The 19582-nt window shown below is 65.3% G+C and carries 19 protein-coding genes and 1 pseudogene; 11 read left to right on the plus strand and 9 right to left on the minus strand.

Annotation, left to right across the window (positions count from 1 at the left end):
• Positions 1-41: 41 nt before the first annotated feature.
• Genes M9978_RS13560 through mtaB form a run of 3 tightly spaced genes read right to left on the minus strand, consistent with a single transcriptional unit; the run spans position 42 to position 2853 of the window.
• Positions 42-689 carry a septation protein A gene (locus M9978_RS13560; RefSeq protein WP_254294074.1) on the minus strand — a complete coding sequence of 216 codons (648 nt, stop codon included), beginning with the start codon at positions 687-689 and terminating at the stop codon, positions 42-44.
• Complete coding sequence (ftsY, locus tag M9978_RS13565; protein WP_254294075.1) at positions 686-1615, minus strand: signal recognition particle-docking protein FtsY; 930 nt, start codon at positions 1613-1615, stop codon at positions 686-688. The genes M9978_RS13560 and ftsY overlap by 4 nt, the downstream gene beginning before the upstream one ends.
• The gene (gene mtaB / locus M9978_RS13570; RefSeq protein WP_254294076.1) at positions 1612-2853 is read right to left on the minus strand and encodes a tRNA (N(6)-L-threonylcarbamoyladenosine(37)-C(2))-methylthiotransferase MtaB; all 1242 of its coding nucleotides are present in this window, start codon (positions 2851-2853) and stop codon (positions 1612-1614) included. The genes ftsY and mtaB overlap by 4 nt, the downstream gene beginning before the upstream one ends.
• Here mtaB and M9978_RS13575 point away from each other — a divergent pair.
• Positions 2852-3430 carry a DUF924 family protein gene (locus tag M9978_RS13575; protein ID WP_254294077.1) on the plus strand — a complete coding sequence of 193 codons (579 nt, stop codon included), beginning with the start codon at positions 2852-2854 and terminating at the stop codon, positions 3428-3430. The genes mtaB and M9978_RS13575 overlap by 2 nt on opposite strands.
• On the opposite strand, the gene M9978_RS13580 is transcribed toward M9978_RS13575, so the two are convergent.
• From M9978_RS13580 to M9978_RS13595, 4 genes and pseudogenes are all read right to left on the minus strand, one after another.
• Positions 3431-5065 carry a putative bifunctional diguanylate cyclase/phosphodiesterase gene (locus M9978_RS13580; RefSeq protein ID WP_254294078.1) on the minus strand — a complete coding sequence of 545 codons (1635 nt, stop codon included), beginning with the start codon at positions 5063-5065 and terminating at the stop codon, positions 3431-3433.
• An 83-nt stretch (positions 5066-5148) separates the two neighbouring features.
• Positions 5149-5382, minus strand: a pseudogene (locus tag M9978_RS13585) (glucose/galactose MFS transporter); the annotation flags it as partial.
• 70 nt (positions 5383-5452) lie between these two features.
• A complete protein-coding gene (locus M9978_RS13590) occupies positions 5453-6691 on the minus strand; it encodes a type II toxin-antitoxin system HipA family toxin (protein WP_254294079.1) in 1239 nt (412 codons plus the stop codon).
• Positions 6692-6701: 10 nt separating this feature from the next.
• Positions 6702-7022, minus strand: a complete 321-nt coding sequence (locus M9978_RS13595) for a helix-turn-helix domain-containing protein (protein WP_254294080.1) — start codon at positions 7020-7022, stop codon at positions 6702-6704.
• Between the two features lie 663 nt (positions 7023-7685).
• Between M9978_RS13595 and M9978_RS13600 the strand changes: the two genes are divergently transcribed.
• From M9978_RS13600 to M9978_RS13640, 9 genes are all read left to right on the plus strand, one after another.
• Positions 7686-8891, plus strand: a complete 1206-nt coding sequence (locus tag M9978_RS13600; protein ID WP_254294081.1) for an acetyltransferase domain-containing protein — start codon at positions 7686-7688, stop codon at positions 8889-8891.
• Between the two features lie 251 nt (positions 8892-9142).
• On the plus strand, positions 9143-10687 hold the full coding sequence (locus tag M9978_RS13605) for an ABC transporter substrate-binding protein (protein ID WP_254294082.1): 1545 nt from the start codon (positions 9143-9145) through the stop codon (positions 10685-10687).
• On the plus strand, positions 10684-11664 hold the full coding sequence (locus M9978_RS13610; protein WP_254294083.1) for an ABC transporter permease: 981 nt from the start codon (positions 10684-10686) through the stop codon (positions 11662-11664). The genes M9978_RS13605 and M9978_RS13610 overlap by 4 nt, the downstream gene beginning before the upstream one ends.
• Positions 11661-12488 (plus strand): ABC transporter permease, encoded by an 828-nt coding sequence (locus M9978_RS13615; RefSeq protein WP_254294084.1) that lies wholly within the window; start codon positions 11661-11663, stop codon positions 12486-12488. The genes M9978_RS13610 and M9978_RS13615 overlap by 4 nt, the downstream gene beginning before the upstream one ends.
• The gene (locus M9978_RS13620; RefSeq protein WP_254294085.1) at positions 12485-14278 is read left to right on the plus strand and encodes an ABC transporter ATP-binding protein; all 1794 of its coding nucleotides are present in this window, start codon (positions 12485-12487) and stop codon (positions 14276-14278) included. Before M9978_RS13615 ends, M9978_RS13620 begins: the two co-directional genes overlap by 4 nt.
• A gap of 142 nt (positions 14279-14420) precedes the next feature.
• Positions 14421-15152 (plus strand): DUF4198 domain-containing protein, encoded by a 732-nt coding sequence (locus M9978_RS13625; protein WP_254294229.1) that lies wholly within the window; start codon positions 14421-14423, stop codon positions 15150-15152.
• Between the two features lie 26 nt (positions 15153-15178).
• Positions 15179-15547, plus strand: coding sequence for a hypothetical protein (locus tag M9978_RS13630; RefSeq protein WP_254294086.1), 369 nt, complete (start codon positions 15179-15181; stop codon positions 15545-15547).
• A complete protein-coding gene (locus tag M9978_RS13635; protein WP_254294087.1) occupies positions 15544-16248 on the plus strand; it encodes a HupE/UreJ family protein in 705 nt (234 codons plus the stop codon). Before M9978_RS13630 ends, M9978_RS13635 begins: the two co-directional genes overlap by 4 nt.
• Positions 16245-16850, plus strand: a complete 606-nt coding sequence (locus tag M9978_RS13640) for a hypothetical protein (RefSeq protein ID WP_254294088.1) — start codon at positions 16245-16247, stop codon at positions 16848-16850. Before M9978_RS13635 ends, M9978_RS13640 begins: the two co-directional genes overlap by 4 nt.
• Positions 16851-16869: 19 nt before the next feature.
• Here M9978_RS13640 and M9978_RS13645 read toward each other — a convergent pair whose 3' ends face one another.
• Together M9978_RS13645 and M9978_RS13650 are read right to left on the minus strand one after the other, a co-directional pair.
• A complete protein-coding gene (locus M9978_RS13645) occupies positions 16870-17790 on the minus strand; it encodes a GNAT family N-acetyltransferase (protein ID WP_254294089.1) in 921 nt (306 codons plus the stop codon).
• On the minus strand, positions 17790-18272 hold the full coding sequence (locus M9978_RS13650) for an Lrp/AsnC family transcriptional regulator (protein ID WP_254294090.1): 483 nt from the start codon (positions 18270-18272) through the stop codon (positions 17790-17792). The genes M9978_RS13645 and M9978_RS13650 overlap by 1 nt, the downstream gene beginning before the upstream one ends.
• Positions 18273-18333: 61 nt before the next feature.
• On the opposite strand from M9978_RS13650, the gene M9978_RS13655 reads away from it, so the two are divergent.
• Positions 18334-19446: an ornithine cyclodeaminase family protein gene (locus M9978_RS13655; protein ID WP_254294091.1), complete on the plus strand. Its 1113-nt coding sequence runs from the start codon at positions 18334-18336 to the stop codon at positions 19444-19446.
• Positions 19447-19582 lie beyond the last annotated feature (136 nt).

The raw sequence follows: 19582 nt of genomic DNA on the forward strand, positions 1-19582 counted from the left end.
CGACGACCCAAGCGGCGGGCCGGAGGCAACTCCGGCCCGTTTTACTGCTCGGGCGGCAGCGCCTTGTCGACGATCTCGGCGTCGGTATTGAGGCCATGGCGCAGCAGCATCGGGATGTTGCCCATCGCAAAGATCAGGGTGAGCGGGATCGCCCCCCACAGCTTGAACCCGGCCCAGAAGCTCAGATCGTCCTGCGGCCCCGGCGCGGACCAGCGCCAGACGACCTCGTTGAGGATCGCCATGAACACGAAGAACACCGCCCAGTTCACCGTCAGCAGCTTCCAGCCGCGCTCGCTGAGGCCGGGATAGGCAGTGCCGAGCAGGCTCTGCAACAGGGGCTTTCGGGTGGCGAGGCCATAGAACAGCACCACCGAGAACAGCGAATAGACGATCGTCGGCTTCATCTTGATGAAGGTGCCGTTGTGAAAATACAGCGTCAGCGCGCCGAAGATCAGCACGAACCCGCCCGAAATCCACAGCATCGGCGAAATGTGCCGCGTCTTCCACCACGACAGCCCCATCGCCACGAAGATCGCCGCCATGAACGCCGCCGTTGCCGCCAGCATCCGGGCCAGCGCGGGGCCGGGGGCAAAGCTGTTGACGAGGAAAAAGACCGCCAGCGGCCCGAAGTCGATCAGCATGCGCAGGCCCGGCGAAGGGGCGGGGGCGGATTGAGTATCGGTGGTCATGCTTCCCTCTGAAACGTCTCGACCCCGGCGATGATCCGCGCGACCTCATTGGCGTCGAAGCCGCGCAGGTCGTCGATCGTCTCGCCGACGCCGATGGCATGGATCGGCAGGCCGTATTTCTCCGCCGCCGCGACCAGCACGCCGCCGCGCGCGGTGCCGTCGAGCTTGGTCATGATCAGGCCGGTGACCCCGGCGACTTCCTTGAACACTTCGATCTGGCTCAATGCGTTCTGCCCCGTGGTGGCGTCGAGCACGAGCAGGACGTTGTGCGGTGCACCGGGATCGACCCGGCCCAGCACGCGGCGGATCTTGGCAAGCTCGTCCATCAGTTCGCGCTTGTTCTGGAGGCGACCGGCGGTATCGACCACCAGCACGTCCATGCGCTGGTCGGTCGCCTGCTTGAGCGCCTCGAACACGATCCCGGCGGCGTCGCCACCCTCGGCGCCCGAGACCAGCGGGACGCCAACGCGGTCGGCCCAAGTCCTGAGCTGGCCGATCGCGGCGGCGCGAAAGGTGTCGCCGGCGGCGAGCATGACCTTGAGCCCGTCTGCCTTCAGGATCGCGGCGAGCTTGGCGATGGTCGTGGTCTTGCCCGATCCATTGACGCCAATGACGAGGATCACCTGCGGCCGCGCAGCGTCGGTCATCAGCGGCTTGGCGACGGGTTCAAGCGCCTTCTCGATCTCGTCGGCGACGACGAGGCGGATGCCGAGATCCTCCATGCCGCGCTCGAACTGGCCGTCGGCGAGGCGGGCGCGGATGCGCGCCGCGGTGGCCGGACCAAGGTCCGAGGCGATCAGCGCTTCCTCGATCTCGTCTAGCGTCGCGTCGTCGAGCCGCGCAGCGCCAAGCCCGGCGAGGTTACCGACGAGGCGGTCGGAAGTCTTCTTGAACCCGCCGAGCAGGCGGTCGCGCCAGCTGGTCATGCGGCGGCTCCGATCAATTTGCCGTCCTGCACTCGTTCGATCTTCACCGTCGCTATCGTCCCGACTTTGTGGAGCGGAAGCCGAACTTCCGCGAAATTGCCCGCATGACCCCGATCGCCGGGGCGCTCGATCAGCACCCGTTGCACGGTCCCGCGCTGTGCGTCCAGCCACACCATGCGCCGCGCCGCCGCGCGTTCGCGCAACGCCGCCGCGCGAGCCTTGATCGTCGCGATGGCCAACTGCGGCATCCGCGCCGCCGGGGTGCCGTCGCGCGGGCTGTACGGGAAGATATGCGCGTGGACGATGTCGCAATCGTCGATCAGCGCGCGCGTGTTGGCGGCCATCGCCTCGTCCTCGGTCGGGAAGCCGGCGATCAGGTCGGCGCCGATCGCGATCTCGGGACGCGCAGCCTTGAGGCGTTCGACCAGCGCGACGCTCTGCGCGCGGCTGTGGCGGCGCTTCATGCGCTTGAGGATCATGTCGTCGCCGGCCTGGAGCGAGAGATGGACATGCGGCAGGATGCGCTGCTCCTGCGTCAGCAGCGCGAACAGGCGGTCGTCGATCTCGATGCCGTCGAGCGAGGACAGGCGCAGGCGCTCGACATCGGTGTGGGCGAGGATGCGTTCGACGAGCTGGCCCAGCGTCGGGCTTCCGGGAAGATCAGGACCATAGCTGGTAAGATCGACGCCGGTCAGCACGATCTCCCGATGGCCCGCGACCACGAGCCCGGCGATGCGCTCGATCACCGCCCCGGCGGGGACGGAGCGGCTGTTGCCGCGGCCATAGGGTATCGCGCAGAAGGTACAGCGGTGATCGCAGCCATTCTGCACCTCGACAAAGGCGCGAGCGTGCGCCGAGAAGCTGGCAGCGAGGTGCGGCGCGGTCTGGCGGACCGCCATGATGTCCTGCACCTGGACCTTTGTGTCGTAAGCTTCCCAAGCTTCAGACGAGAGCTTCTCGGCGTTACCGATCACACGGTCGACCTCGGGCATCGCCATGAAGGCCGCCGGGTCGATCTGTGCCGCGCAACCGGTCACAACCAGCTGCGCCGATGGCCGAGCGCGGCGGGCGCGGCGGATTTCCTTGCGCGTCTGGCGCACCGCTTCGTTGGTGACGGCGCAGCTGTTGACCACGACGACGCCATCCGACCCCAACAAGGTGCGGATCGTTTCGCTTTCAGCTAGGTTGAGCCTGCAACCGAGGCTGATCACCTCGGGACCGGCGACGGAGGACGACATGGACGGCGATCTAGGGCTCGCGACGCGGGAAGTCCACGACGAGGCGCGAGATGTGCTTCACTTCTGGTTCGAGGAGCTCAAGCCCGAGCAGCAATTCGCCAAGGAAGATGCGCTCGATGCGGCGATCCGTGACCGCTTCGGCCGCTGCCGCGATTTCCTGCTGGCGACCGGCGCGGCGGGATGGCGTGACGTGTGCCAGAATTTGCTGGCGGCGGTGATACTGCTCGACCAGTTCAGCCGCAACATCCATCGCGGCTCGCGCCAGGCTTATGCCGCGGACGATCTCGCGCTGTCGCTGACGCTGGAGGCGATCGGCAAGGGCTGGGACACCGAACTGCCGCCGGAGCGCGCGGCATTCCTCTACATGCCGCTGATGCACGCCGAAAACACCGAGGCGCAGCGGCTGTGCCTGCAGAAGTTCACGGCGCTCGGCCGGCCCGAAAATCTGCGCTTCGCGATGGAGCATGCGGTCGTGATCGAGCAATTCGGGCGGTTCCCATCGCGTAACGCTGCGCTAGGTCGCGAATCGACGCCCGAGGAACTCGACTATCTCAAGCGGCCCGACGCGGGCTGGTGATCAGCCTGCGCGGCGGGTTTCGTCGATCGGAATGACGGTTGCTGCGGGCTGCGGTGCGGCCTGCATGAGCAGACGGCGCTCGGCGAGCATCTTGCGCACGCCAGTCGGCGACAGCGGCTTGCCATAGTGCCAGCCTTGGGCCTTGGCGCAGCCGAGCGCCTTGAGCCGCGCTTCGATCGCGGCATCCTCGACGCCTTCCGCGGTGATCGGCAGGTTGAGACTCTCGCCGAGCGAGACGATCGCGTTGACGATCGCGGCCGAATCGGCGCTCTCGTTGAGCGAGATGACGAAGCTCTTGTCGATCTTGATGCGGTCGAACGGCAGCGCGCGCAGATGGGCGAGCGACGAATAGCCGGTGCCGAAATCGTCGAGCGCCAGCCGCGCGCCCTGATTCTTCAGGCTGCCGACGATCGACTGGGCGAGCGCGAGATTCTCGAACAGTGCGCTTTCGGTGATTTCGATCTCCAGCCGGCTGGCAGGGAAGCCGGTCTCGGTCAGCACCTTGATCACTTTTTGCGCCAGCCACGCGTCGCGCAGCTGCCAGGGCGAGATGTTGACCGACAGGTTGATCGACGGGTCCCAGTCGCGCGCCGCGGTGAACGCCTGGTGCATGATCGACAGCGACATCTCCGCGATCATGCCGGTTTCCTCGGCGATCGGAATGAACAAATCGGGGCTGATCAGGCCGCGCGTTGGATGTTCCCAGCGCGCCAGCACCTCGAAGCCGTGGAGCTTGCCAGTCGCCAGATCGATCTGCTGCTCGAAATAGGGGACGATCTCGCCGCGCGGGATCGCGGCGCGCAAGCCGGATTCGAGCTCGTTGCGCGTCTGCAGCTCGCGCTCCATCGAATGGTCGAACCAGGCGTGGCGGTTGCGGCCGCCCTTCTTGGCCGAATACATCGCGATATCGGCCGAGCGCATCAGCGCGTCGATGTTGCTGCAGTCAAAGTCCGAGCGGGCGATGCCGATCGAACAGCTGATGTGAAGACGGAAGCCCTCGGCCTCGAATGGCTGGCACATGCGCGCGACGAGCCGGTCGGCGATTCGCTCTATCGTGTCCGGCTGGTCGGCGTCGAACAGGAAACCGCAGGCGAACTCGTCGCCGCCGAGGCGTGAGGTCAGCGCGATCGGCGGCATCGCCGCGGCGATCTCGCCCGCCACCGCGCGCAGCAGCGCGTCGCCGACAGCGTGGCCGTGCATGTCGTTGACCGTCTTGAAGTGGTCGAGGTCGATGATCATCAGCGCCATCGACTTGCGGCGGCGCTGGGCGCGAACGAACATCGCCGCGCCTTCCTCGGCAAGGCTGCGGCGGTTGAGGAAGCCGGTCAGCGGATCGCGGCTGGCGAGCATGTGCGCGCGTTCTTCCGCCGCGGCGCGGATTCGCACCTCGTTCGACAGCGCGCTGTGGCGCCGCCAGCCGAACAGGATCAGCGCGACGTTGAGCAGCAGTGCGATGACCAGGGTGCGGTCGACCGGCGCGCCGCCCTCGAAGTAATATTGCAGCGTGTTGGATAGCACCGCGCTGCCCGTGCCGACGAACATGAGGATCGCCGCGACGCTGATCGCGCCAGTGATGAGATCGCTGCCAGGCTGTCCCGCCTCGGTCGCGGCCTTGTCGTCAAGATCCAGCTGCATGCCGGAGTCGCCCCCCATCTGTGCCCAGTGCGCGGCTATGGCAGGGTCAGGGTATAAAGGGAGTTAAAGCCGGTTCGGTTTATTTATCCTGCCGCCGGCCGCCGGGCATACACGCCGAACGCGGCGATGACGGCGTAACACATCGCAGGCAGGGCGAGCGCCAGCGCGAGGCTGCCGGTCGCGTCGGCCAGCGCGCCTGTGGCGAGCGGGACCACAGCGCCGCCGAAGATCGCGACGTTGATGATGCCCGACCCGTCCGCCGCACGGCTTCCGAGCCCTTCGGACGCGAGCGTGAAGATGGTGGGGAACATGATGGCGCCGCGGGTTGACGATCGCCGGGTGCTGAGGGGGATCATCTTCGTCAACCGCAACGGCCTGCGCTGGCGGTCAGGCGATCGCCTTCGCCAGATTCTCATGCTCGAAAGCGCTGGCCATCCGCTCGATCTGCGCCGCGGTGAGACCATTGTCGCTGGCCACTTCGCGCCAGGCGAGCACCGCCGCGCCGACCTCGGCGGTGATAGTGTGCGCGGCATCCGGTTTTAGACCAAATTGTCCGGCAACGGCCATAGCGGTATCGATTGAGCTGGTGTCATCTGCCTCATCCAGCGTCAGCGCGTGATGGCGCGGCTTCACATCGACCGGCATCGGATTGAGATCATAGGCTGGCGCCAGCAGCCATCCGCCCGCGTCGCGCAGATAGCCATGATTGCGTAAGTGATCGTCGGTGTTGGAAATCAGCACGTTGAAGACCATTCGCCGCCAGAGCTGCGCCGCGTCGCGCTCCGGCGCCGCGCCATCGGTGCGCAGGACGTCGAGGAGCTCCAGATAGCTGCGCACCTCGCCATCGGACGCAGCAAGCGCGGTCAGCGCCGAGATGAACGGGATACGCCGGCCGGCGTCGTCCCGGTCGAACCGGCGCATGATGAAGACGGGACGGTTCTGAACCTTATTGAGCGCGAAATCGGGCACGTCGATGCCGGCGGCTCGCGCCAGAGTCATCGCCGTCGCTTCCCAGCGCGGCACCGGCCAATCGTCGCTCGGGCTCGGGAACTTTGCGATCGTCAGATGCCCGCCCGCGTCGATGACCGCCGCCTTGGGCCGAGCGCCCCCGAGCGACGCTCCGGGCGCGAGCACAAGACGAAGATCGTCGTCGCTTTCCTTGTCGTTGAGGATGCGTGTCGTGGCGGAGAGTAGCTTGCCGAGATTGATGATCGGCGGGATTGGCTGCTCGGATTCCGCGAGGAAATGCTCACCACCGTCTTCGGAGAAGCGTAAAGCGCCCAGGCGGTTCCTGTCCTCAACCAGCGTTAGATAGTCGAGATCGAGCAGCGTCCGGGCCGGCCGGCCTTCCGCCTTGGCCCGCTTGCGCTCGCGGCGCAGCAGGAGGTTGCGGCCCCAGCGGTCGGGCGCAGGATCGGTGAAGGCATTGAACAGGTCTTCGGTATGGAAGGTGCCTGCCGTGAGCGGCAGCATCGGATCGAGCGCGAAGGCGTGGGGATGTCCCCGCCAGCTGTCGGTATATTCGAAGCTGGAGGTTTCCTTGTTGCCCTTGGAGCGCGCCCACAGGTGCCCAACGTGCAGGGTCTTCCCCTGCCAGTCGATATGGACGTCGAGCGCGCGTTCCATCGCCGCCTCCTCAGGACCCGCTGCGCGCGCGCTGGGGCAGGCGTTCGGCCTCGAGGGACAGCCCAACTGCGTCGCTGAATGGGTCGGCAAGGTCGCCGAGGCGCTCTGCCAGCCCGAGCACGAAAAGGACGGTGGCATAGATGCCAAGGGCGACTGCGGGATCCCCACGCTCCACGCGCGTAAGCGTGTTGCGGCTGATAAAGGCGCGCTCGGCGACGATTGTCATCGTCAGGCGGCGGCGCTTGCGCGCAACTTGGATGTCGCCGCCCAGCTTGCGCAGCGCCTTTCGTACCGCAAGCGGCAGGGCATTTTGGGATTGGGAGCTTCTCATGTTCGAACCATAACTCGTGCATTAGCAGACTTAGTGCTCAACTTATAACGCAAACATATAACCGACAGGGGTCAGGATTCGTTCTTTGCATCATAACTCATGCATTGACCACCCATATGCACAAGATATATTGCAATGCAGCGGATGCAGCCGAGAAGGGCCACGACGAGACCGGAGGGGTTCGCCGTTAGGCGAAGGGCCCCCTTCATCTGTGGACGCCGGGTGGAAGACAAGTGGTAATTCGGGCCTGATGTGCGCTTGGTCGGATGCGGCCATCTGTCCGGCCTATTAGTGCCGCACGGGGTGGCGGCCCGCCCGTACGGGAGCTCGCGGATCGGATCCAAAACATTAGCACGTGCTTGTGAACACGATGTACGTGTCCGGTTTTTCCGATCCCGTCTGACCAACTGAAGTAGCGAAACAGGGAAGGAGGCTGGGTTCGAGATTTGCGGCTCATTGAGCGCCGCTACAGTGTCGGACCGGCGCTGCGACTTTGCTTTGACCGCACCCGGCCGACTGTTTCGCTTCGGCGGCAGAATCTTCCTGATCTGGTGGGAAGCTCGGCATGATCGCCCGCGCAACGCCGAAACTCGATATCATGACCTAGAGAAAGGGGCGAATGATCCGGCTAACGACCAGTATCAGGTAATGAGGGGATCGAAGATGGCGGGGAGCGTTTCGATTGCATCCGGACCGTTCGAAGCCGCAGCGCCGGCCAGGGCGGCGCCCGCCGCCCGCGTCCGGCTCGAGAATATCGACGCACTGCGCGGCTTTGTGATGGTGCTGATGTTGCTCGATCACCTGCGCGAGACCTGGTTCGCCCACATCGCGGTGACCGACCCGATCGATGCGGCCACCATCCTGCCCGCGATGGGGTTTGCCCGATTCGCCGTCAGCTTCTGCGCCCCGATCTTCGTCGCGCTCACAGGCCTTGGCGTCTATCTGTTCAGTATCAATCACACCAGGGAGGAAACCACCGCCTACCTGCTGAAGCGCGGGGCGCTGCTCATGGCGCTCGAACTGGTGCCGCTATCGGTCTTCTACTGGGGCATCGTGCCGCAACCGACCTTCTGGCTGCAGGTCATCTGGGCGATCGGTCTGAGCATGATCATCCTGGCCGGACTGATGCGCCTGCCGCGGCCGGCGCTGATCACGCTCGGCCTGGCGATCCTCTGCTTCCACAATCTGCTCGACCCGATCCGCCTGACGCCGGACGATACGCTGTTCCCGCTCTGGGCGATGATCCACCAGCGCGATACCTTCGCGCTGCCGTTCGGCTTCCTCGCCAAGACGACCTATCCGATCCTGCCTTGGGTCGGGGTCATCGTGCTGGGCTTCGGCATCGGCCCGTGGTTCCGGTCGGAGGTTCCGGCTGAGACGCGCCAGCGCCGGCTGCTGCTTCTGGGTTTCGGCATGATCGCCGCGTTTGTCGTGCTCCGCTTGCTCAACGTCTATGGCGACAAGCCCTGGTTCGTGGTCGAGGGCGATCCGGTGCGGACGGTGATCAGTTTCATTTCGCTGACCAAATATCCGCCCTCTCTGCTCTTTCTGCTGCCGACGCTGGGCGGTGGCGCGCTGTTTCTCGTGCTGTTCGAGCGCATCCGCGAGTCTGGCGTGGTCGCCGCGCTGGCGGTGTTTGGCGGGGCGCCCATGTTCTTCTACATCCTGCACCTTCTCGTGCTGCGAATCCTCTATCATAGCGCGCTGGCGATCTGGGGACCGACGCACGGAACGCTGTTCACGCTCGACAATTACAACTGGGTGTTCGTCTGGTATGCCGCGATGATCGTGCCGCTTTATATCCCGACCGTATGGTACGCCCGGTTGAAGCGTCGCCGTCGCGATATCGCTTGGCTCAGATATTTCTGATCAGAGCCGTTGCCGGCAAGGCGTTGCGTCAAGGCCAAGGTCGGGGCCGGGGCCGGGGCGAGGGAGGGTCTGCCACCGTATCGATCGACGCGCACCGAGCGGAACGAACGGCCGCCGCATAAACTGCCGTGCCATCGTCACGGGATGTTGCAGATTGATGGCATCGGGCGGGTAATCGGCAGCGCAATGCGGATTTACCGGTTAGGCTGACGATCGCTCACGTTCAGGCAAGTAGAGGACGAAGACGCGGCATGGTCGATGTGCTTTCCACCGACATCTCCCGACGAGCGCTGCTAGGCGGGCTGGCGGCCGGACTGGCGGTCAACGGCGCCGGTGTCGGCTCGGCTACGGGACAGCCGCGCGCGGGCGGCCGTATCCGCATCGCCAGCACCAATTCCTCCACCGCCGACACGCTCGACCCTGCCAAAGGCAGCACCGCTACCGACTATATCCGTCACTATATGCTCTATAGCGGCCTGACCCAGTTTGACGGGCAGCTGCGCGGCCGGCCAGGTCTGGCCGACCGGATGGTGACGCAAGACAATATCGTGTGGAATATCCGCCTGCGTCGCGGCGTGCACTTCCACAACGGCAAGCCGCTGACCGTCGAGGACGTCATATTTTCGCTGTTGCGACACCGCGACCCGGCCGCCGGATCGAAGGTCAAGACCGTCGCCGACCAGTTCGCCAGCGCCAGACGGGCCGGGCCGCTTGAGCTACAGTTACGGCTGACCGGCCCCAATCCCGATCTGCCCGCCATCCTGGCCGTCTCGCACTTCCTGATCGTGGAAAACGGCCGCCGCGATTTCAGCAAGGCGAACGGAACCGGGCCATACATCGCCCATGAGTTCGCGCCGGGCATTCGCACGATCGTGCGCAAGAACCCCAATTACTGGAAGCCGGGCCGGCCCTATCTCGACGAAATCGAGCTGATCGCGATCCCGGACGAAATCTCGCGCGTCAACGCGTTGCTGTCGGGCGATGTGCAGATGGTCAACGCCGTGGGTCCCGGTTCGGTCAAGCGCGTGCGGGCTACCTCCACTCATTCGGTGATGGAAATCCCCTCGGGCTTGTTCACCAACCTGATCATGCGTCGAGACAATCCGGTGACCGCTAATCCGGATTTCGTGTTGGCGATGAAGTATCTGCAGGATCGCGAACTGATCAAGCGAGCCCTGTTCCGCGGCTTCGCGACGATCGCGAACGACCAGCCGATCTCGCCGATCGATCCCAATTTCAATCCGAACATCCCGCAGCGTCCGCTCGACCCCGATCGGGCGAAGTTCCTGCTCAAGCGCTCCGGCCTGCTGGGCGTGCGGCTGCCCGTCTATGCCGCGCCGGTCGCCAACGGGTCGATCGACATGGGATCGGTGCTCCAGGAGCACGCCGCCCAGATAGGCCTGAAGCTGGCTATCAATCGCGTGCCCAGCGACGGCTATTGGGCGACGCACTGGATGAAGCACCCGATGACGTTCGGCAACACCAATCAGAGGCCGACCACCGACATGATGTTCAGCCTGTTCTTTCAGTCGAAAGCGCTGACGAATGAAACGGGCTGGAATCACCCGCGCTTCGACCGCCTGTTGCTGGAGGCGCGCAGCACGACCGACGCCGCGCTGCGCAAGGAGATCTATGGCGAGATGCAGTTGGTCGTGCATCAACATGGCGGCCTGGCCATCCCTGCCTTCATCAGCTTGCTCGACGGGTATGACCGTCGTTTGAAGGGCATGTTCCCGATCCCGCTGGGCGGCTTCATGGGCTATAATTTCGCCGAATATGCCTGGTGGGACGCGTGAGCGCGGCGAGCACGCCCTCGCTCTGGCGCGGTGCCGGCCGGCTGATCGGCAAGCGGATCGGGCTGGCGCTCGTCACGCTGCTGCTCGTCTCGGCGGTCATCTTCACGATCAGCGGACTGTTGCCCGGCGATGCCGCGCAGGAAGTGCTGGGGCAGGGCGCGACCCCCGAGCAGGTGGCGGCGCTGCGCCATGAAATGGGCCTCGATCGGCCCGCGCCGGTGCGTTACGCCGAATGGCTCGGCAGCATCGTGGCGGGCGATCCGGGCCAGTCGCTCGTCGCCAACAAGCCGGTCGCCGACATCATTTCGGAGCGGTTGCCCAACACGTTAACGCTGGCGGCGCTGGCCGCGCTGGTCTCGGTGCCGTTCGCGTTCCTGATCGGCATCGCGTCGGCGGTTTCGCGCGGGCGCAAGCTCGACCGTGGGATCAATGTCCTGACGCTGTCGATGGTCGCGCTTCCCGAATTCCTGGTGGCGACGATCGCGGTGCTGATCTTCGCGGTCGAGCTGCTCTGGCTGCCGTCGATCACGATCGTGCCGAAGGACCCGACGTTCGCGCAGTTCGCGCGCGCTTATGCGATGCCGGTGATGGTGCTGGCGGTCGGCGTGGTCGCGCAGCTTGGCCGCATGATCCGTGCGGCGATCATCGCCGAGCTCGACCGGCCCTATGTGGAGATGGCGCGGTTGAAGGGCGTGGGGCCGCAACGGCTGGTGTTCCGCCATGTGCTGCCGAACGCGATCGGGCCGATCGTCAATGCCATGGCGCTCAGCCTGTCCAACCTGTTCGGAGGTGCGATCATCGTGGAAACCATCTTCAACTATCCCGGCCTCGCCAGCCTGATGGTGAACGCCGTCACCTCGCGCGACATGCCGCTGCTTCAGGCCTGCGCGATGATCTTTTGCGCCACCTATCTGCTGCTCGTGCTGATCGCCGACACGGTGGCGATCCTCGCCAATCCTCGGTTGCGCCAGGTATGACCGGCGGCAACCTCATCCGCGCGGTCCGCGCCTTGCCCTGGTCCGGCAAGATCGGCCTTGCGCTGGTCGCCTTCTGGATCGTCATCGCGCTGACCGGCCGGTTCATCGCGCCCCATTCGCCAGGCGCGTTCGTCAGCTACGAGGTGTTCGCGGGTTCGAGCGGCAAGTTCTGGTTCGGCAGCGACTTCCTGGGTCGCGATGTGCTCAGTCGGTTGCTGGTTGGCGCGCAGTTCACCGTCGGCCTGTCGGCGATCGCGGTCACGATCGCCGTCACGCTGGGCACCGGCCTCGCCTTGACCGCAGCGGTCGGGCCGCGCTGGCTCGACGAGCTGCTGTCGCGGGCGATGGATACGCTGATCTCGATCCCCAGCAAGATTTTCGCGCTGGTGCTGGTCGCGGCGTTCGGCTCGTCGATCGTGCTGCTGACGCTGATCGTGTCGATCACTTATGTTCCCGGCAATTTCCGCATCGCGCGCTCGCTCGCGGTCGGGCTGACCAAGCTCGATTATGTCGAGGTCGCGCGGGCGCGGGGCGAGGGGCGGTTCCATATCGCGCTGGTCGAGATGCTGCCCAACATGATCCGGCCGCTGTTCGCCGATATCGGCCTTCGCTTCGTGTTCATCGTGCTGCTGCTGTCGGGGTTGAGCTTCCTCGGACTCGGCTTGCAGCCGCCCGACGCGGACCTGGGCTCGCTGGTGCGCGAGAATGTCTCGGGCCTGGGCGAGGGCGCGCTTGCGATCCTGATGCCTGCGACGGCGATCGCCAGCCTGACGGTCGGCGTCAACCTGCTGATCGATGCGGCGACGCAGGGGAAGGTGAAATGAGCTTGTCGCCCCATGTGGAGGTCCGCAACCTTGCCGTCACGGTTCGCGGACCTGACGGCCAGCCGCTGCGCATCATCGACGACGTATCCTTCGACGTCGCGCGCGGCGAAGTGCTGGCATTGATCGGGGAATCCGGTTCGGGCAAGACGACGATCGCGCTCTCGCTGATGGGCTATGGCCGGGGCGGGGCGGCGATCAGCGGGCTGATTCGCGTTGGGGATGCGACGCTGGACGGTGCCGGCGGCGCTTCGCTTGCCGCGCAACGCGGACGGCGCATCACCTATGTCGCGCAGAGCGCGGCGGCGGCGTTCAATCCGTCGCGCCGTGTCATCGATCAGGTGATCGAACCCGCGCTGATCCATCGGACTGAATCCGCCCAAGCGGCACGGGCGCGCGCAATCGATTTGTTCCGCGCGCTGGGCCTGCCCGGTCCCGAGACGATCGGCAGCCGCTATCCGCACGAACTGTCGGGCGGGCAGCTGCAACGGCTGATGGCCGCGATGGCGCTGATCACGCAGCCCGACCTGGTGATCTTCGACGAGCCGACCACCGCGCTCGACGTCACCACCCAAGTCGGCGTGCTGCAGGCGTTTCGCCGCGTCGTCCGTCAGCAGGGGGCCACCGGCGTCTATGTGTCGCACGATCTCGCCGTCGTGGCGCAGATGGCCGACCAGATCCTCGTTCTCAATCGCGGACGCGTGCGGGAGCAGAACCGGGTGGCCGCACTGCTCGAAGCGCCGGCGGACGACTATACGCAGCTGCTGATCGCAGCGGCGCATCCGGTCGTGAAGGCGCAGCCGATCCCGGCCAAGCCCGAGCCGTTGCTGGAGATTGCGGGCATCTCGGCCGGCTACGGACCGATCGATCGCGCAGGCCGACCAGCGTATCCGGTGCTGAGCGACGTCAGCCTGACCATCGGGCGCGGCGCGGCGGTTGGCGTGATCGGTGAATCCGGATCGGGCAAATCCACCGTGGCGCGCGTCGTCGCCGGCCTGCTCGCGCCTGTCGCCGGCACAATCTCGCTGGCCGGTGAGACGCTGGCGCCAACCGTTTCCGGTCGGACGCGCGAGCAGCTGCGCCGCGTCCAAATCGTGTTCCAGAATGCCGATGTCGCGCTCAACCCGGCGCATAGCGTCGGCGACATTCTGGGCCGCGTGCTGCGCTTTTACCACGACATGCACGGCGCCGATGCGCAACGCCGCGTCGCCGAGCTGCTCGACCTGATCCGGCTGCCGGCGACGGTGGCCGAGCGTCGCTGCGACGAACTGTCGGGCGGTCAGAAACAGCGCGTCAACCTGGCGCGCGCGCTTGCCGCTGATCCCGACATCATCCTGTGCGACGAAGTGACGTCGGCGCTGGACACGGTCGTTCGCGGCGCGATCCTCGATCTGCTGGCCGACTTGCGGCGGGATCTTGGCGTCGCCTATCTGTTCATCAGCCACGACATCGCCACGGTGAAGGCACTGTGCGACGAGATCGTCGTGCTGTACAAGGGCACGCGGGTCGAAAGCGGCCGGCGCGACGGCTATGATACGCCGCCCTTCCACCCCTATACCGATTTGCTGATCGGGTCGGTTCCCGAGCTGCGGCCGGGCTGGCTGGCGGACGAATCGGTCCAGGCCGCGGCGCCGCTCGCGCATCTGGCCGAATCCCCCGATCTCTGCCGGTTCCTGCCCCGGTGCCCGGTCGCGATGGCCGGCCGATGCGATGTCGCGCCGCCGCCCTTGCGCGAGATGTCGGCGGGCAACATGGTGCTGTGCCATCGAACCGAGGCGGAACTGGTCGGCTGAGGCCGCCCGTGCCGATAAGCTCTGCGTCGAGCGCGAGATTATACGGCGAATCGTGCTGGTGAGCGCACGAGAATGGCAAAATCTGCCGACAGCTGCGCATAGCCTCGACCCACAACAATGATGGAGTGGACAAGTGGCGAAGATGAAGACTCTGGCTTGGTCGGCCGTGGCCGCGACAGCCATCCTGGCCCCCGCTCTGGCGCAGGCTCACGGCATCTGGTTCGCCCAGCGCGCCAAGCAGATCGCGATCATCTATGGCGTGGGTGCCGACGATCTGCAGACGGTCAAGCGGTTGCCGGGTATGGAAAACCTCCAGGCCTGGGATGCCGAGCTCAATCCCGTCGCCGCACAGCTTCGCACCGATGGGTCGCTGGTCGTGGTGGATACCGACGCCCCTCCGACGATCGTCAGCGTCGTGTTGCAGAACGGCACCTGGTCGTGGCTACCCGATGGTGAGATCGTCAAGAAAAGCAAGGACGAGGCGCCAACCGCGACCAAGACCGAGACGACGATCAAATATGCGGTGACGATCCAGGGTCCGCTGACCAAGCCGGTGCCACTGATCCCCGCCCAGGCGCTGCAGATCGTGCCCGTCGGCAAGATTCCCGAGAAGCTGGGCGAGCCCCTGACCTATCGCGTGAGCTGGAAGGGCAAGCCGGTGGCAGGGGCGGGGGTGATCAACGACTTCGTAAACGACCCCGATGCGGTGGAAGTGAAGACCAAGGCCGACGGAACGGTCACGTTGCCGGTGCGCAATCAGGGGTTGAACGTGATCCGCGCCGTACTCGTCACGCCGACCGATAATCCGGCCAAGACCGATCACTACGAGCACACTGCGTCGCTCGCCTTCACGCTTACGCACAAGCCCGAGTAACGCTTTTCGAGATCGGAGAACCCGTCATGAAGTTCATGCATTTTGCGATCGCCTCGGCGCTCGCCATTACGCCCGCTTATGCGCATAGCGACACCAAGCCGCGCCATGGCGGACAGGTGGTCGAGGTCGGCGAGACCGCGTTCGAGCTCGTCCGCACCCCGGCCGGCGTCTCGCTCTATGTCCGCGACGACGGCGACGACGTGCCGGCGGCGTCGATGACCGCCAAGCTGATCGTGACCACCGGTGCCAGGAAGAGCGAGATTCCGCTCGTCGCGGCAAAGGGCAGCCAGTTCTTTGCAAAGGGCGCCAAAATCCCCGCGGGATCGCGCGTCGGCGTGTTGATCATCAACAAGCAGAGCCAAGCGCGCCAGTCGGCGACGTTCAACATCAAATGAGGGCGCGGCGCGACATCCTGCTGCCCTTGCTGGGTGTCGCGCTGACGGTCGTCCTGCAGGGGGTCGCTGCGGCGCATGGCGTGGCCGATGAGGACAAGGCGTTCATCCAGAACAACCCTGGCGTGAACGTCATCCCCTATCTCTACCTTGGCGCGAAACACATGGTGACCGGTTACGATCACCTGCTGTTTCTGTTCGGCGTCATCTTCTTCCTCTATCGGCTGAGGGACGTCGGCACCTATGTGACGCTGTTCGCGATCGGGCACAGCACGACGCTGCTGGCCGGCGTGTACTTCAACCTTCACGCCAATCCGTACCTGATCGACGCGATCATCGGCGTGTCCGTGGTCTACAAGGCGCTCGACAATCTTGGCGCATTCCCGACGCTCATCGGGTCGCAGCCGAACCAGAAGGCGGCGGTGCTGATCTTCGGCCTGTTCCACGGGTTTGGCCTGGCCACGAAATTGCAGGACCTGATCGCCGCGCGCGACGGGCTGATCGCCAACCTCGTCAGCTTCAACGTGGGGGTCGAACTGGGTCAGTTCATGGCGCTCAGCGTCATCCTGATCCTGATGACGCTGTGGCGGCGCTCGCGCTCGTTCACGCGCAACGTCGTTGTCGCCAATGCCGCGCTGATGTGTGCGGGGATCGTGCTGACGGGCTATCAGGTCGCCGGCTACATGACGGAGCAAGCCATATGACCGCCACGACGACTGTGCCGTATCAGGCATCGCGAGCGACGCTCGCCCGGGCCTCGCTCGCCGCGCTGGCCGGCGGTGTGGCCATCCTCGTCCTGTTCGTGCTGCCCGCCGAATACGGGATCGATCCGACCGGCGTGGGCAAGTCGCTAGGCCTTACGCGGATGGCGGCGGGCGAGGACGCGGCCCAGCCGGCCGATGCGGCGCCCGCGCCCGTAGTGGCGCCGGCCGCCTATGCGGTGCCGGCCCAGACCCAGTCCAATATCGAAAAGAAGACCGGTTATCGCAACGACGAGAAGACGATCACGCTCGCGCCGCATACCGGGATCGAGTTGAAGGCGCGGATGAAGGCGGGCGACACGTTCAACTTCCGCTGGACCTCGACCGGCCCGGTCCGCGCCGACATGCATGGCGAGCCGACGGGCGGCAAGGAAGATGAATTCACCGACTATTGGAAGCAGAAGGACATCCAGAGCGCGCAAGGCAGCTTCACCGCGCCGTTTGCGGGAACGCATGGCTGGTACTGGAAGAACCGGGAAGACGTGCCGATCACGATCACGGTGAAGCTGGACGGCTTTTACGACAGCGTGTTCGAGCGAGAGTAGCCCGGCGCACGGCTCGCGGTCACCCGGTCGCGTGCGATGCCAGTGCGAATTGCGTCGGCGCATGTCCGGTCGAGAATGGCCAGGGTTCGTCGCGTGACATCCGGGTGACCGTCTCAACGACCTCCAGGCCGCATTGCCGCGCGAAATCGGCGATGCGGCTGGTGACCGACTCGGTATCGATGCGCCCGTAACTGCCTGTCTGCGCCGCCATCAACGGCGCTAGCACGCGCAGCGCGTCATCGTCGCTGTCGGCCATGATCGGACCGAACACCACGCCCCGGCCAAAGGGTCGCATCAACGCATAGGCCTCGACCCGCTCACCGCGGACGAGCACCATCCCGCGCGACTGCGCCAGCAGGGCATCGATCAGCAGGCCGCGATCCCACTCGGTCGCGGCCCGGTCGATGGCTCGGATCGCCGGAAGGTCCGTTTCAGCCAGCTCGCGAACCTGCGCTTCGGGCGGTGCAGCGACATACGGGACGGCACCGATATGACCCTGATACTGATATACGGTGCCTTCGTCGCGGAACCCGAGCGAACGGCACAAGCGGTGCGATTGCCGGGTGGCATGAAGGCCGAGCATGCGGCCTTGGGTCTGCGCCAGGGCATGACCCATCAGCCATAGGCCGCCGCCGTTGCTCTGCAGCCGGGGCGTGGTGATCAGCATGCCGATGGTGCCGCGGGCCACGCCGAACGGGAACCACATCACCGATCCGTGCACGCGCCCGGATTCGTCCATCGCAACCAGCCCGCGCCCCACGGAGCGCATGAACGCCCAGTCCGCCGCCCGATGCGACCAGCCGACGCTGACCGACAGCGCGAGCAGCGCGTTAAGGTCGGGTTCGGCGATATCGCGCGCCGTCACCTTGAAATCGTCGAGACGGAAGGTCGCGTCGGGCTGGCCGGACAATTGATCCCCACCCGTTGTGATGCTGACCATTATGAAGCCTCTCGAAATACCGTCGATAGCGGCAACTGGCGCGGCAGGATCGGCGTCTTGAAGACGATGTAGCTGAAGTATTTTTTCATGCCGACGCCCATGTCGAGCAGCCGTTCGATGATGTCCTGATATTCCGAAATGCCGCAGGTGTTGAACTTAACCAGATAATCATAACCGCTCGACACCAGATGACATTCGGTCACATTCTCGATCCCCTCCAACGCGCCGACGAAACGCGCGAGGTCCTCAGGACGGTGCCGAGCGAGGGTCACTTCGGTAAATACGGTCAGGATGTCGGCGAGCCGCGACAGGTCGATCTCGGCAGTGAATCCCCGGATCAGTCCGGCGGTGCGCAGCTTCTTCAGGCGCATCAGGCACGGGCTGGCGGACAGATGGACTCGATCGGCGAGATCATTGTTGGTCAGTCTGCCGTTCTTCTGCAACTCGGCCAGGATCCGGATGTCGATACGGTCCAGCTTCATGCGGGAAGCGTGAGCTGGCCGGGCATTATCATCCTTCGCATGGGCCTTGGCCGCTCCCCGATTGCTGGCCGGTCAGTCCGGCGCAGAGGCACATCGATCCTACGCCATCCGTTTTGTGGGCATCGGAATGGCTTTATCTGCCGAATTCGGCACTGGCCATGCAAATCAATCGCTGGATTCGGCCGTGACATCCCCACGACATGCCGGGGCGATACGGCTATCCGATGGCCCGCACACCGACGCTAAACGGGAAATCAGCATGAACTTCATGTCCGAAGAAGAGTCCGCGTCCCTTGTATCGCACGAAATGGCGTTCGCAGCCGCGCGCGAAGCGATGATCGCCGCGGCCGGTGATGCCGTCATCTTTCCCGCGGTGATCGCGCATGGTTCTTCGCCGACCAATCGCATCTCGATCAAGTCGGCGTCGACCCCGGATTTCACGGGGCTGAAGGTAGGGTCCTTCTGGCCCGGCAACCCCGAGCGGGGTCTGCCGCGGCACAATTCGGCGATCCTGTTGTTCGATCAAGACGTGGGCCGCGTCGAATGGGTGATCGAAGGGGGCAAGGTGAACGCCTATCGCACCGCCGCCGCCGATGCCGTGACGGCCGATGCGCTGGCGCGGCCCGACGCTTCGGTGCTGACGATCTTCGGCGTGGGGAACCAGGCGCTGTTCGAATGTGTCGCGATCGCGCGGATCCGGCCGATCGAGCAGGTGTTGGTGGTGGCGCGTGATGCCGCAAAGGGCACTGCCTTCGCAAACGCGCTCGCTGCCGAGGGCCTCGCGGCGAGGTGTGTCGATGCTCGCGAGGGTTGCGAACGCGCCGATATCGTCGTCACCGCCACGCCATCGCGTGCGCCGCTGTTCGATGCACACTGGATCCGCCCCGGCACGCATGTCGCCAGCATGGGATCGGATGCGGCGGGCAAGCAGGAACTTCCACCCGCGCTCTTCGATCGCGCTGCGCTGTTCTGTGACTTGCCATCGCAAGCGGTGGTGATGGGCGATCTGCAGCATTTTGGCGGCGATCGGTCGGCGATTGTCGCGATCGGCGACGTCCTGCTGGGGCGAAGGCCCGGCCGGGTCTCACCCGATCAGATCACCCTGTTCGACAGCTCGGGTATCGCGCTGCAGGATCTGACGATCGCCCGCCGGCTGGTCGCAGCCCGGGGCTAATCCCCGCCAAATTCTCCCAGCCGGGTGGCGACAGCAGATCATGCCGTCGCCGCGCCGAGGCTGGCGTCGCGATGCCAGCGAAGCGGTCAGAATGATGAAATCGGCTGTGCGGTGACGCTAACCTGGTTTCATAACG

The sequence above is a fragment of the Sphingomonas tagetis genome, from assembly GCF_024211275.1.
GTDB lineage: Bacteria > Pseudomonadota > Alphaproteobacteria > Sphingomonadales > Sphingomonadaceae > Sphingomonas > Sphingomonas tagetis.

Coding starts and splice junctions, on each gene's coding strand:
- M9978_RS13635 (WP_254294087.1), top strand. CDS start 15,544: ATGAGGGCGCGGCGCGACATCCTGCTGCCCTTGCTGGGTGTCGCGCTG.
- M9978_RS13640 (WP_254294088.1), top strand. CDS start 16,245: ATGACCGCCACGACGACTGTGCCGTATCAGGCATCGCGAGCGACGCTC.
- M9978_RS13630 (WP_254294086.1), top strand. CDS start 15,179: ATGAAGTTCATGCATTTTGCGATCGCCTCGGCGCTCGCCATTACGCCC.
- M9978_RS13580 (WP_254294078.1), bottom strand. CDS start 5,065: ATGCAGCTGGATCTTGACGACAAGGCCGCGACCGAGGCGGGACAGCCT.
- M9978_RS13605 (WP_254294082.1), top strand. CDS start 9,143: ATGGTCGATGTGCTTTCCACCGACATCTCCCGACGAGCGCTGCTAGGC.
- mtaB (WP_254294076.1), bottom strand. CDS start 2,853: ATGTCGTCCTCCGTCGCCGGTCCCGAGGTGATCAGCCTCGGTTGCAGG.
- M9978_RS13650 (WP_254294090.1), bottom strand. CDS start 18,272: ATGAAGCTGGACCGTATCGACATCCGGATCCTGGCCGAGTTGCAGAAG.
- ftsY (WP_254294075.1), bottom strand. CDS start 1,615: ATGACCAGCTGGCGCGACCGCCTGCTCGGCGGGTTCAAGAAGACTTCC.
- M9978_RS13620 (WP_254294085.1), top strand. CDS start 12,485: ATGAGCTTGTCGCCCCATGTGGAGGTCCGCAACCTTGCCGTCACGGTT.
- M9978_RS13625 (WP_254294229.1), top strand. CDS start 14,421: ATGAAGACTCTGGCTTGGTCGGCCGTGGCCGCGACAGCCATCCTGGCC.
- M9978_RS13560 (WP_254294074.1), bottom strand. CDS start 689: ATGACCACCGATACTCAATCCGCCCCCGCCCCTTCGCCGGGCCTGCGC.
- M9978_RS13590 (WP_254294079.1), bottom strand. CDS start 6,691: ATGGAACGCGCGCTCGACGTCCATATCGACTGGCAGGGGAAGACCCTG.
- M9978_RS13615 (WP_254294084.1), top strand. CDS start 11,661: ATGACCGGCGGCAACCTCATCCGCGCGGTCCGCGCCTTGCCCTGGTCC.
- M9978_RS13595 (WP_254294080.1), bottom strand. CDS start 7,022: ATGAGAAGCTCCCAATCCCAAAATGCCCTGCCGCTTGCGGTACGAAAG.
- M9978_RS13600 (WP_254294081.1), top strand. CDS start 7,686: ATGGCGGGGAGCGTTTCGATTGCATCCGGACCGTTCGAAGCCGCAGCG.
- M9978_RS13645 (WP_254294089.1), bottom strand. CDS start 17,790: ATGGTCAGCATCACAACGGGTGGGGATCAATTGTCCGGCCAGCCCGAC.
- M9978_RS13575 (WP_254294077.1), top strand. CDS start 2,852: ATGGACGGCGATCTAGGGCTCGCGACGCGGGAAGTCCACGACGAGGCG.